Here is an 11,997-nt window from a genome sequence, read left to right as displayed (position 1 = left end):
CGGCTCATTTGGTCTTCCTCATGCCCGCCTTGTCGAGGAGGTCGGCGACGGCTTCTTCCGGCGGCGTCGCGGGCGGGGGCGATAGGCCGACAATGGCGGCGCGAATGGTCGTCGCGCTGGCGTCGGCAGGGACGCGCGCTTCCACGAAATAGCGGCCCGGCGCGAGCTTCGTGATTTGGTTGACGCCTTCGGAGAGCGTTTTGCCGCTCGCGTCGAGAAGTCGCACGCTCACGCGGTCGGGCTCGGCGCGTATGCCAATGCCGACGTCGGCGTCGCGTTTCGTCTCAAAGGAGAAAAGCGCGCTGGCGCCGGGCGCGACAGCGATGGCGTCGTTCACGCCCTCATGCGCCTCGATCACCTTCTGCGCGGCGAGGTTGAGTGCGCCCGAAAGCGCGCCCTCATTCGGCGCATAGATGTCGAGGGCAGCGTCGCCCGCCGCCACATAGTGGCGGAATTCGACGCCCGCGGGGAAGGCGAAGGTTTCGCGCTTGCCGTTCTGCGTGAAGGAGATCAGCGCGGGCGCGCCGCTCGACGCCGTCAGCATCGCTGGCGCATCGCGCTTGATGGCAAAGCGCATGGCCTGGCCTTCGAGTGTGACGCGTTGCGGCAGGTCGATCGCGCGCGCTGCGGGAAGTGGCCAAGGCGCGGCGCCGTTGCGTTCGATCCAGGCCGCGACCAGGCCGGGCTTGTAATCGAGGATGGCTTCGCCAGCGCCATCGAGAGCGAGATCGCGCCCACGCAGGATGCGCCCGCTCTGCGAGACGAAGGTCGCATCCGCGCCGATGGCGATGAGGCGATCGCCCTTCTGCGCATCTACTGGGAGAGAGATCTGTCCTGCGACGCCGAAGAAGCGCTTGAGCGCGATCTTCGTGTTGAGAGTGACGCTTGCGTCGGTCGCGCGCGCAATGCGGGCGGGCAGCGGCGCATTCGTTGTGTTGACAAGCAGCACACGCGCGCCTGCGCCGTGGATCGTGCGCGAGACCGACGCGCCATCGCCGAAGATGCCGCGCTTGTCGATGAAGGCCGCGAGGCCGCCCGCGAGGTCAAGGGCAAGCGGCGCGTCGGATTTCTCCATGTCTACCGGCTGCGCGCTCATCGGCGGAATGACGCCCGCAAACAGCGCGCCGCCGTTGAGCGCCGGGCGCGTCTCCGTGTCGATCGCCGAAAGCGTGGCGCGCATCGCGCCGGCGTTGCTCGCGTTCCACAATTGTGGGGCGGCGTCGCTTGCGAGCGCCAGCGCGGCGCCCTCGGCGACGCCCATGCCGTTTGCGGCGTCGATCGCTGGCTGCGCGAAGGTCGAGCGGGTCACCCAAAGACGCGTTTTGCCGCGGGGCGCGCCGAGCGGGGGCAGGAAGGCGCGTTCACCTTCGCCGATGTCGAGCGCGACATCTTCGCCCAGCCATTCGAAGGCGGCGACGCGGGCCTTCGACTTGCAGTCGCGCGTCATCAACCACAGCGCCTGTGATTGCGGCGCGAGCGCGCCCGAGCGTACGGGGCGCAGGAGGCGGTCTTGCGCCGAACCGGCAATAAGGGAGTCGGCGGTGGTCACGTCGACGAGCGCCGCGCTGGGCGTGTCGATCTTGGCGACGCAGAGCTGAGGCGCGACGTCGCTTACCGTTTCAAAAGCAATGTCGCCGGGGCTGCGCGCGCGGCGGTCAATGGCGCGCGCCGCAATCGTGATGGGCTCCGCGCCGCCGCCGACGGGCCATGCGGTCACGCGCCATTCGCTCTTGTCGCCCGTAGACGGCCATGCGGCGACGGGCGCGAGGCCGCGGTCGGCGCCGATCACGCGCCAATCGCCATTGGTCTCGCGATGCTCGATGGAAATAGCGACTTCTGCGGTCGAACGCGCGGCGACGAGCGTGAGCGCGCCGGCAGGCGCGGCGGGCAAAGCGAGCCGCTGCGCGCCGGCGCCCGTCAGAACCGCCTCGCCACTCGCGGCAAGCGGCGCGCCATCCGTCTCGCTCATGATCGCGAGACGAACCTCGACGCCGCTGTCATCCTCTTCGCTTTCCGTCTGCGTGTTTTCGTCGGAGGCGGCGTTTTCGGCCGAAGCGGATTCCTCACTCGAATCCGCTTCCGACTCGTCGGACGCCTGAGTGTCGCTCGCCGCGTCCGACGCGGCCTTGCGCGTTGCGCCAAGTTCCTCCAGCTCCAGCTTGTAGGCGCCGGCGGGCAAGCGGCGGGCGAGCGCCACATTCCAGTCACTGGCGCGCGGTTCGAGGCGCTCCACCAAGCCGCCTGCGGCGGTTTTCAGAACTCCGATCGTTTCCTTGTCGCCGAAAGTCGAGAGATCGACGACGCTTTCCTTCGCCAGATTGAAGTCGAGCGTCGCCGGCAGGTCGACGCGCTGCGGCGCGCCGGGTTGGAGTTGGTCGGATGACAGCGCGATCTCGTAATCGAGCCGGTCGTCATGCGCAAGGCTGCGCGCCTCGACCCGATAATCGCCGGCGCCGAGCTTGCCCTTGAAGGGACGATCGCCCACCACTTTGCCAATGTTCTCGGCGTCGCCCTTCACGATATCGCCGATCATGCCTTCGCCGATGGAAAGCTCGATGTCGGAGTCGCCCAGGAGCGTGAAGCGCCAGACGTCCGGCGCGCGCGGCGCGTCCTTCGCCTGCGGCTCGCGCCATTGCAGCTTCTGGGGCTTCTCGAAGGGCAGGGGATGCGGCCCATGGCCTTCGAGCGCCGCCTCCGCGACGATCGGCGTCACGCGCGCGATCATTCTTGCTTCGGCGTCGGCGGGGCTCACCACAAGGCGATAGGCGCCGGGCTCCAAATGTTGGGTCTCGCGCTTGAAGGCGCCGGGCTTGGTCAGCGGCCAGCCGTCGGCGTCTTCGAGACGCGCCTGCCATTGCTGCGTCAGGCTGAAAAGCTCCAGGCGATAATCGCCGGCGCGGGTAATCTCGATTGGAACGATGGCGCCCTTCGCCGGCGCGAGCGTCGCGCGCGCAACGCCCTTGTCGGTGATCTTGGGGGTTGGCGTCAGCGACGCCGGCGCGACCGAAAGGCCAAGATGGCCGGCGGAGTCTTTTGCCGTGACGACGGCGCGATAAGCGCCTGCGCGCAGAAAAGTGGCGACCAGCGCATTATTGCCGGGGCCGTTGGCTTTTCCTTCGGCAAGCTTGGGCGACATGATCGCGCCGATGCGCAGCGCCGTCTTCATGCGTCCGAGCGTTTCGAGCCGATACAGCCCGCCCTGCGCGACATCGAAGGGGACGTTTTTTGTTTCATCCCGCTTGAGGTCGAAGAAGGCGGGGCGGCCAGAAGCCGCGCGCGTTTTGGCGACCTCGGCGCCGTCGGGCGTCTCCGGCATGGAGACGAGCGTCTCGGGCAGATAGATGATGGCGAGCGCGCGCTCCTTGGCGGCGGGCGCGATCGTCGCCGTGAGGATGCGGTAATCCCGTTCCGCCTTTTCCTGCGGGAAGGAGAGCGGCACATCGGCGCCGGTGGCGTCGCGCGCGACGATCTTTCCGCCATTGGGCGCGCGCAGCGTCACCGAGATTTCCTGCCCAGCCGCTTGATGCAGCGCGAGCGGCGCTTTGGTCAGATCGGCGGGCAGCGGGACGACGCGCGGGCCGGTGAGAAGCTGCGGCGCGACATTCGTGAGGATGAGATAGGCGCTGTTCGAATCCAACGTCTGCTCGCCGAAGGAGAGAGACGCGCGCGAGGGCAAAGCCGTGGGCTGGGGCGCGGTGAGGCCGGGGGGCCCGAGCGTGACGTCGACCACGCCGCCGGCGCCGTTCAGCGGCTCCAGCGTGAGCAGATAAAAGCCTGCGACGACGTCGTAGACATTCGAATCCTTCGCTGTCGCGTGTGGGGCGAGATTGCCCAGCGCCGGCTCGACGCTCGCATGCAGCCGCACGCCCTTTGCGTTGATCGCGACCTGGCCGTCGCGCGTCGCCTCGAAGAGCAGCGACACGGGATCGAGCAGATTGAACTTGCCGCGCCACGCCTTACCGGCGCCGATGCGCGGCATGTCCGAGGCAAGAACGCGCGTGCGCCCGTCTCTCTCGATGCGCGCGAAGAGCGCGGTGAGAGGCGCCTCGTCGCCGCCTTCTCCGGCGACGTCGATCGAGACGAGATGCGGGCCGGCGCCCTCGAAAGTTTCGCGGTTCGATTGATGAACGGCGTGCAGCGTGTAGGACTGGCCCTCATAGCCGGTCACTTCCAGGCGCGCGGGCGAGACGCTGTCGCCGGCAAGACGCAGCGTGGCGACGGGCGCACGGCTGGATTTGCCGATCGAGGCGACATCGCGCGCGCCGCCGCGTTTCGCTTCGAGGCGCGCCGAGGCCTGTTGCGGCAGTTCGAGACGGAAGGAATCATAGCTTGCCGGCGCCTCGAAGCGCGCCGAGCCGAAGGGGCCGATCACGCCCTCGGCGACGCCGGCCGCAAGCAGCGCGGGCTCCGCCATGTGCAGCGCGAAGGGTTGCGCAGGGGAGCCGTCCGGCCAGACGAGCTTCTCGCCGCCATAGGCGGTGACGACATAGCGGCCGGCGGGGAGCTTCCCTTCGAGCCGTAAGCGGTTCACGGAATGGCTCGGCCGCGTCTCGATCGTCGTGCGCTCGAAGGCGAGATCGGCCAGCGCGCCATCGGCCTGCCACACGCGAAGATCCTGCAGGGCGCGGCCGATAGCTTCCAGATAGACGGGCTTGTCGGTCGTTACGTTGAACTCATAGGAGCGCTGCTGCAGATCGCCGAGCTCGCCGCTCTGCGTCACGCCGGGGGCGAGCGTCGGGCGAGCCGTCTCCACCTCCGCGAAGGGTTCGACGGCGACGCTCGCTTTGCCGCTCGCGTTCTTCACCGCGCCGATGCGCAATTTATAGACGCCCTTGTCGAGCAGCGCATCGATCCGCCCGTCGCGCAACCCCGCCGCGCCGGATGAGTCGAGCGGCCCTGCGATCATGTCGACGAGCTCGATGCGCGCGCCTGTCGGGCTTTTGGCGCGGATGGAATAGCGGCCGGGCGCGGGGATCGTCAGCAGGCTGGCGCCGTCCTTGTCGAGCGCAACCTCTTTTGGCGAGACCGTTATGGCGGCGGCGGCAGGCCGGACCTCGGCAATTTTGTCCTTGGCGAGGGAGAAGCTGGAGGAGAAGAAATAGGCTGCGCCCGCAGCCAGAAGGGAAAAAGCAATGCGCCGCATGAGGCCACCATAATAAACGCGCGCGGCGCAGCCGCCGCGACAGGAAGATAGGACCAGCTTTGCGCAGGAGTCGAGGCCGTCCGACGGCTTGTTCCCCATTGCCATGACGCGCTCCTTCGCCCGAATTTGAGACGAGCCGTTTTTCTTCTAGACTATGTGAGGAAGAGAGAAGTTGCGCTGGCGCACAGGCCGGCGTCCTGGTGCGTCGTCCGCGTCATTGGTCCGCGCGCGCCGCCCGGTTGCACACCGTTGTCATTCCCGATCGGGCCTTTGGCCCGTCGGGAATGACGGCGCCCGACGAGCCGTTCGAAAGGGAGCGGTTGTCAGTTTTTGTTTGACGACGCCTTAGGAGACAATATGCGGCGCTTCATTTGCACACTGGCTTTTGTTTTCGCTCTCGTCGCCCCGATAAGCGCGGCTTTCGCGGAGGCGCTGACGCTTCATGACCCTGTGGATTTGCGAACGCGGCCGGGCGCCAGGCGTCCCATTGCGCTGACCGTCCCCGCCGGCGCCGAACTCATTATACTTGGCGAGGGCGACAAATGGGTTCCGGTCGCATTCGAGGGCCGGCGTTTCTATGCGCCCTACGCGCAGCTCGTCGCCGCGTCGCCGAGCGATCAGCCGTCGCCGGATCCGACCTGCGACTATGGCTATCCTTATTCGGGCAGCGGTTATTTCTTCACGCGTCCACTCGCGCAATTGCGTCATAGCGAACCGCTCGGAGCGCTACTCGGCTACCACCGATTCTACCCCTGTTGAGCGGTCCGATTCCGGCCGTGCGCGGCTGCGACATATAGGCACAAAGGCATGTCGGGGCGCGTTGGCGAAATGTCGCCATCGCAGTGTTTGCTGCACGAAAATGCTGGCGCGCCTGAGACAATCGCCTTTACATAGATTTGATCTGTGACAATTGCGCGCAGAAGCTGTTCGACTTGAGTTTCTTTGACGCCCGTCAAATTCGGGCGATTGTTGCGCAGTACAATACCCAATGTGAATCGGTGAAAGCGCAGTGAGACTTTGTCACGCCCGATTGGCGTCGGCGAGTTCTCGCAAACGCGGAAAACATGCGGAAACCTCCAGAGGACAAGATCATGGAGCGTACCCTCCCCATCCCCAAGCAAATGACTTTCGGCGAGATATCTCTCAGCGCCGTTTTCGTAGCCTTGGCCATTGCCTCGGCCTTCATCGCCGTCAAGGCTTATACCCCCGCTTACGCTTTCCATGCGGCGCTTTTCGCGCTTGGGTCGCTCGGCGCCGTCGTTGCGATCGTTTTGCGTTTCCGCGCCAGGGACGCGGCGCCGCCGCCGCTCCTGATCAACGGCCGGCCGAACTATAATTACGGGCCGATCAAATTCACCTCGATCGCCGCGCTGTTCTGGGGCGTCGCGGGCTTTCTCGTCGGACTTTATCTCGCCCTGGAGCTCGCCTATCCGGCGCTCAATCTTGATTTGCCCTGGACCAATTTCGGGCGTCTGCGGCCCCTGCATACATCAGCGGTGATCTTCGCTTTCGGCGGCAATGTGCTGCTCGCGACGTCCTTCTACATCATGCAGCGCACGAGCCGCGCGCGCATCGCCGGCGACCTTGCGCCCTGGTTCGTCGTGCTGGGATACAACTTCTTTATCCTGATCGCGGGCACCGGCTATTTGCTCGGCGTCACGCGCGGGCATGAATATGCCGAGCCCGAGTGGTACGCGATCCTCTGGCTCGTCGTTGTGTGGGTGGTTTATCTCCTCGTCTATCTATTCACCCTCGCGCGCCGCGCCGAGCCGCATATCTATGTGGCGAACTGGTTCTTCCTCGCTTTCATCGTGACGGTCGCCGTGCTGGTGCTCGGCAACAATGTCGAGATTCCGATCTCGGTATTCTCGCCGAAATCCGTCATCGTCTGGGCCGGCGTGCAGGATGCGATGATCCAGTGGTGGTACGGCCACAACGCCGTGGGCTTCTTCCTCACCGCCGGCTTCCTCGGCATCATGTATTACTTCATCCCGAAGCGCACGGATCGGCCGATCTATTCCTACCGGCTGTCCATCGTGCATTTCTGGGCGCTGATCTTCCTTTATATCTGGGCCGGTCCGCATCACCTGCATTACACCGCGCTGCCCGATTGGGCGCAGACGCTCGGCATGGTGTTCTCGGTCGTGCTGTGGATGCCCTCCTGGGGCGGGATGATCAACGGCGTGATGACGCTTTCGGGCGCCTGGGACAAGCTGCGCACGGACCCGGTGCTGCGCATGCTGGTCGTGTCGGTGGCCTTCTACGGCATGTCGACCTTCGAAGGCCCGCTGATGTCGGTGAAGGCGGTGAATTCGCTGTCGCACTACACTGACTGGGGCATTGGCCATGTGCATTCGGGCAGCCTCGGCTGGGTCGCCTTCGTGTCCTTCGGCGCGCTCTACTGCCTCATTCCCTGGGTGTTCAACAAACGGCTCTATTCGCTCAAGCTGGTGAACTGGCACTTCTGGATTTCGACGATCGGCATCGTCTTCTACATCTCCTCGATGTGGGTGGCGGGCATCATGCAGGGGCTGATGTGGCGCGCCTATACGCCGCAAGGCTTCCTCGAATATTCCTTCGTCGAGACCACTGAGGCGCTGCATCCTGAATATGTCATTCGCGCCATCGGCGGCGGGCTGTTCCTCATCGGCGCGCTGATCATGGTCTACAACATCTGGCGCACGCTCGCCTCGCCCGCGCTCGAATCCGCGCAAGACGTCGCCGCCTCTCCCCTGCCTGCCGAGTGAGGACGAAAGCCATGTCGCAATCCGCTCAACATGCGCCCGCCGGCGGCGGGCTTCAAAAAATACTCGAAACCAATTCGATTCTGCTCATCGTCGGCATCCTTCTTCTGGTGTCGGTCGGCGGCATCGTCGAGATCGTGCCGCTGTTCTATCTCAAGAACACGATCGAGCAGGTGGAAGGCGTGCGGCCCTATTCGCCGCTGGAGCTCGCGGGCTACAATATTTACATCCGCGAGGGCTGCTACACCTGCCATTCGCAAATGATCCGACCCTTACGCGACGAGGTCGAGCGCTACGGCCATTATTCGCTCGCAGCGGAGAGCATGTACGACCATCCGTTCCAATGGGGCTCGAAGCGCACGGGGCCCGATCTCGCGCGCGTCGGCGGCAAATATTCGAACGATTGGCATCGCGATCATTTGCGCAACCCGCGCTCGGTGGTGCCGTCCTCGATCATGCCGGGCTACGCCTTCCTCTCGCAGACGCCGCTCGACGGCGAGCATCTCGCCGAGCAGATGCAGACGCTGCGCGTCGTCGGCGTGCCTTACACCGACGAACAGATCGACAACGCGCCGGCCGATCTCGCCGCGCAGCTTTCCGCTGACGCACAGGGCGCTAGCGAGATGCAGAAGCGTTATCCCAACGCCGCCTTCACGGACTCGCCGTCGAAATCCGGCGTGACCGAGGAGGATGCGCTCGTCGCCTATCTGCAGCATCTCGGCGTCTCGGTCGATTTCAAGATCTACGACGATAAAGCGAATGTCAGGTGATCCGATGAACGCTGGAAACGCCGAAGTCATCTCGACCTATGAAAGCTTGCGCGCCTTCGCGGCCTCCTGGGGTCTGATCTTCTTCGGCCTGATTTTCCTGGGCGTCATCGTTTACGTCTTCTGGCCGTCGCGGCGGAAGCAATTCGAACAGGACGCCCGAATTCCCTTTCGAGAGGATGACGACGATGTCTGACGACACGTTTGAGAATGGCCAGGCAAGAACAGGCAAGGTCAGAATCGACCCGGCGAGCGGCGTGCCGACCACGGGCCATGAATGGGACGGCATAGAGGAGCTGAACACGCCGCTGCCGCGCTGGTGGGTGTGGACCTTCTGGATCACGATTATCTGGGGCGTCGGCTATACGATTGTCTATCCCGCCTGGCCGACGTTGTCGGGCGGAACACAGGGTCTTTTCGCCTGGAGCTCGCGCACACAGGTGGCGTCCGACGTCGCCGAGCTGCAAACAACGCGTGGCCCCGTGCTCGAGAAAATCGCCGCTGCGCCGCTCGACAAGATCGAGTCCGATCCCGAGCTTCTCGCGGCCGCGCGCATGGTGGGCAAGGTGGCTTTCGCGACCAATTGCGCGTCGTGCCACGGCGCCGGCGGGCAGGGCGCCAAGGGCTACGCCAACCTCAACGACGACGATTGGCTGTGGGGCGGCAAGCTCGCCGACATAAAGCAGACGATCGAGCATGGCGTGCGCTGGGACGCCGATAAGGCGACCCGTTCCTCCTCCATGCCGGCCTTCGGGCGCGACGGCATTCTGACGCCGGAGCAGATCGCGATCGTCGCCGATCACGTGCGCACCTATGCCGAGACGCCGGACTCGGATGCGCCGACGCCGCAGGGCGAAAAGCTCTACGCCGACAATTGCGCGAGTTGCCACGGCGTCGAAGGCAAGGGCAATCCCGAGATGGGCGCGCCGGCGCTTTACGATCAGGTCTGGCTCTATGGCGCCGACAAGCCGACCATCGTCGCGCGCATCGCCAATGGCGGCGGCGCGGTGATGCCGGCCTGGAAAGGCAGGCTGGACGACACGACGATCAAAGCGCTCGCCGTCTATGTGCATTCGCTCGGCGGCGGGCAGTAAGGGAGGATTCTCCTTCTCCCGCTTGCGGGAGAAGGTGTCGCCGCGAAGCGGTGACGGATGAGGGCCCTCACCCGACCCTCGCTGACGCGAGGGCCACCCTCTCCCGCAAGCGGGAGAGGGGGAGCCCGATCATCTGAACCAGTGAGTTCAAAGCCATGTCCAGCGCGGAAGCCCAATCAATTCTTCTCGACGAACCCATCGTCGAAGCGCCGCACAAGGTCTATCCCAAGAAGGTCGACGGACAATTCCGCCGCATCAAATGGGGCATTCAATTCGCGACGCTCGCAATCTATTATTTTCTTCCCTTCGTGCGTTGGGATCGCGGGCCAGGCGCGCCGAGCCAGGCCGTTCTCGTCGATTTCCCGCACCGGCGCTTTTATTTCTTCTTCATCGAGATCTGGCCGCAGGAAGTCTATTACGTCACCGGCCTTCTGATCCTCGCGGCGCTGGCGCTTTTTCTCATGAACGCCGTCGCCGGCCGCATCTGGTGCGGCTATATGTGCCCGCAGACGGTGTGGACCGATTTTTATTTGACGACGGAGCGTTGGATCGAGGGCGATGCGCGCGACCGCGTCAAGCTCGACGAAAGTCCGTGGACGCGCGACAAAATCCGCAAAAAGGTATCGAAGCATTTCTTGTGGCTGCTCATCGCCTGGTGGACCGGCGGCGCCTGGGTGCTCTATTTCACCGACGCGCCGACAGTGGTGTGGAAACTGGCGACATTCCGAAACGGCGCCTTCGACACCTATCTCTGGATCGGCATTCTCACCTTCACGACTTACGTCTTCGCCGGCGTGATGCGCGAGAAGCTCTGCCTGCACGCCTGTCCCTGGCCGCGCATTCAGGCGGCTCTGACGGACGAATATGCGCTGAACGTCACTTATCGCTACGATCGCGGCGAGCCGCGCATGTCGCTCAAGCAAGCGACCGCGGCGCGCGCGGCCAATCTGCCGTCGGGCGATTGCGTGGATTGCGGCCAATGCGTCGCCGTCTGTCCGACGGGGGTCGACATACGCAAGGGATCGCAGCTCGGCTGCATTCAGTGTGGCCTCTGCATCGACGCCTGCGACGCGATCATGGAGAAAATTCATCGCCCGGCGCGGCTCATCGGCTACGATACGGAGATGAACGTCAAGCGCCGCCAATGCGGCGAGAGCGCGATCTATAAGCCGTTCCGCGTGCGGACCGTGCTTTACGTCCTGCTCATTCTCGGCGTCGCCGGCTTCATGTCGGTAACGCTCGCGACGCGCGACGACATGCATGTGAGCGTGCTGCACGATCGCAATCCGCTCGCCGTGCGTCTGAAAGACGGCGGCGTGCGCAATGGCTATACGCTGCGCTTCGCCAATAAGAAGGCGGAGGCGCGGAGCTTCACCATCGCCGTCTCCGGCGTCGCGGGCGCGCAGTTGGAGATCGTCGGCGTGACGCCGGGCGACAAAGGCAAGGCCGTGATCGAGGTCGGCCCGGATCAAACCCGCGAAGCGCGCGTTCTGCTCTCGACCCACGGCGCGGGCGGGAGCAAGGGACAGGCCCCCGTCACCTTCACCACGACCGACGCCGTAAGCGGCGAGGCGACGCAGGTGACGGACGTTTTCATCTGGCCGTGAGGAAGCGACATGAGCATGGTCATGAGCAATCCGCGCAATATGAAATCCGACTATGAAGCCGGCGGCAGGCCGCTCAGCGGGCGGAAGGTGCTGGCGATGATGGTCGGCTTCTTCCTCTTCGTCGGCGCCGTCAATGGCGTGATGATCTACAAGGCGCTGAACACCTTTTCGGGCGAAGTGGTGGCGCGTCCTTATGAGCGCGGCCTCGCCTATAATCGCGACATTGCGCATGCGAGAGAGCAGGCGATGCGCGACTGGAAGGTCGACGCGCGGCTGTCGCGCCTGGCGACCGGCGAGACGGAAATCCGCGTCGTCGCGCGCGATGGCGACGGGGCCGACGTGTCGGGCGCGCAGATGACGGCGCTGTTCGCGGCGCCCGCGGATCTCTCGAAGGATGTGCGCGTGAAGCTCGAGCAGACCGCGCCGGGGCGCTATGCGGGCAAGGCCGCAATCCCCGCGGGGCAACGCGATCTCGTCTTGACGGCGTCGCGGGGCGGCGATGAAGTGTTCCGCTCGAAGAACAGGATCGACGTGGAGTAAGGGTATTGGCGACGGTGGGCGTGAGCCCATCCCTCCCCTTTACGGGGAGGGTGGCGCGCGTAGCGCGACGGGTGGGGCCCGCCCCAACCCCAGTCGTAGCGG

At 64.9% G+C, this 11,997-nt stretch carries 8 protein-coding genes; 7 read left to right on the top strand and 1 reads right to left on the bottom strand.

The annotated features are described in order from the left end of the window. Positions 1-4: 4 nt before the first annotated feature. The gene (locus tag QNA11_RS08775; RefSeq protein WP_283482722.1) at positions 5-5,248 is read right to left on the bottom strand and encodes a hypothetical protein; all 5,244 of its coding nucleotides are present in this window, start codon (positions 5,246-5,248) and stop codon (positions 5-7) included. Positions 5,249-5,500: 252 nt separating this feature from the next. On the opposite strand from QNA11_RS08775, the gene QNA11_RS08770 reads away from it, so the two are divergent. From QNA11_RS08770 to QNA11_RS08740, 7 genes are all read left to right on the top strand, one after another. Then, complete coding sequence (locus tag QNA11_RS08770; RefSeq protein ID WP_283482721.1) at positions 5,501-5,902, top strand: SH3 domain-containing protein; 402 nt, start codon at positions 5,501-5,503, stop codon at positions 5,900-5,902. Positions 5,903-6,234: 332 nt separating this feature from the next. After that, on the top strand, positions 6,235-7,890 hold the full coding sequence (gene ccoN, locus QNA11_RS08765; protein WP_202072324.1) for a cytochrome-c oxidase, cbb3-type subunit I: 1,656 nt from the start codon (positions 6,235-6,237) through the stop codon (positions 7,888-7,890). An 11-nt stretch (positions 7,891-7,901) separates the two neighbouring features. Further along, positions 7,902-8,657 (top strand): cytochrome-c oxidase, cbb3-type subunit II, encoded by a 756-nt coding sequence (gene ccoO / locus QNA11_RS08760; RefSeq protein ID WP_283482720.1) that lies wholly within the window; start codon positions 7,902-7,904, stop codon positions 8,655-8,657. Beyond that, on the top strand, positions 8,647-8,850 hold the full coding sequence (locus tag QNA11_RS08755) for a cbb3-type cytochrome c oxidase subunit 3 (protein WP_283482719.1): 204 nt from the start codon (positions 8,647-8,649) through the stop codon (positions 8,848-8,850). Before ccoO ends, QNA11_RS08755 begins: the two co-directional genes overlap by 11 nt. Beyond that, entirely contained in the window at positions 8,834-9,748 is a 915-nt protein-coding gene (ccoP, locus tag QNA11_RS08750; protein WP_283482718.1) for a cytochrome-c oxidase, cbb3-type subunit III, read from the top strand. The genes QNA11_RS08755 and ccoP overlap by 17 nt, the downstream gene beginning before the upstream one ends. 155 nt (positions 9,749-9,903) lie before the next feature. Then, on the top strand, positions 9,904-11,355 hold the full coding sequence (ccoG, locus tag QNA11_RS08745; RefSeq protein ID WP_283482717.1) for a cytochrome c oxidase accessory protein CcoG: 1,452 nt from the start codon (positions 9,904-9,906) through the stop codon (positions 11,353-11,355). A gap of 9 nt (positions 11,356-11,364) precedes the next feature. Continuing rightward, positions 11,365-11,895, top strand: coding sequence for a FixH family protein (locus QNA11_RS08740; RefSeq protein ID WP_283482716.1), 531 nt, complete (start codon positions 11,365-11,367; stop codon positions 11,893-11,895). The last annotated feature ends 102 nt before the right edge of the window (positions 11,896-11,997 follow it).

The sequence above is a fragment of the Methylocystis sp. JR02 genome (assembly GCF_030063565.1).
Taxonomy (GTDB): domain Bacteria; phylum Pseudomonadota; class Alphaproteobacteria; order Rhizobiales; family Beijerinckiaceae; genus Methylocystis; species Methylocystis iwaonis.
The sequence above is the reverse complement of the archived record's forward strand: the minus strand, read 5'-3'. Positions and strand labels throughout refer to the sequence as shown.

What these genes read in the sequence shown, in the direction of transcription:
- QNA11_RS08775 (WP_283482722.1), bottom strand. Translation starts at nt 5,248, where the DNA reads ATGGCAATGGGGAACAAGCCGTCGGACGGCCTCGACTCCTGCGCAAAG.
- QNA11_RS08770 (WP_283482721.1), top strand. Translation starts at nt 5,501, where the DNA reads ATGCGGCGCTTCATTTGCACACTGGCTTTTGTTTTCGCTCTCGTCGCC.
- ccoN (WP_202072324.1), top strand. Translation starts at nt 6,235, where the DNA reads ATGGAGCGTACCCTCCCCATCCCCAAGCAAATGACTTTCGGCGAGATA.
- ccoO (WP_283482720.1), top strand. Translation starts at nt 7,902, where the DNA reads ATGTCGCAATCCGCTCAACATGCGCCCGCCGGCGGCGGGCTTCAAAAA.
- QNA11_RS08755 (WP_283482719.1), top strand. Translation starts at nt 8,647, where the DNA reads ATGTCAGGTGATCCGATGAACGCTGGAAACGCCGAAGTCATCTCGACC.
- ccoP (WP_283482718.1), top strand. Translation starts at nt 8,834, where the DNA reads ATGACGACGATGTCTGACGACACGTTTGAGAATGGCCAGGCAAGAACA.
- ccoG (WP_283482717.1), top strand. Translation starts at nt 9,904, where the DNA reads ATGTCCAGCGCGGAAGCCCAATCAATTCTTCTCGACGAACCCATCGTC.
- QNA11_RS08740 (WP_283482716.1), top strand. Translation starts at nt 11,365, where the DNA reads ATGAGCATGGTCATGAGCAATCCGCGCAATATGAAATCCGACTATGAA.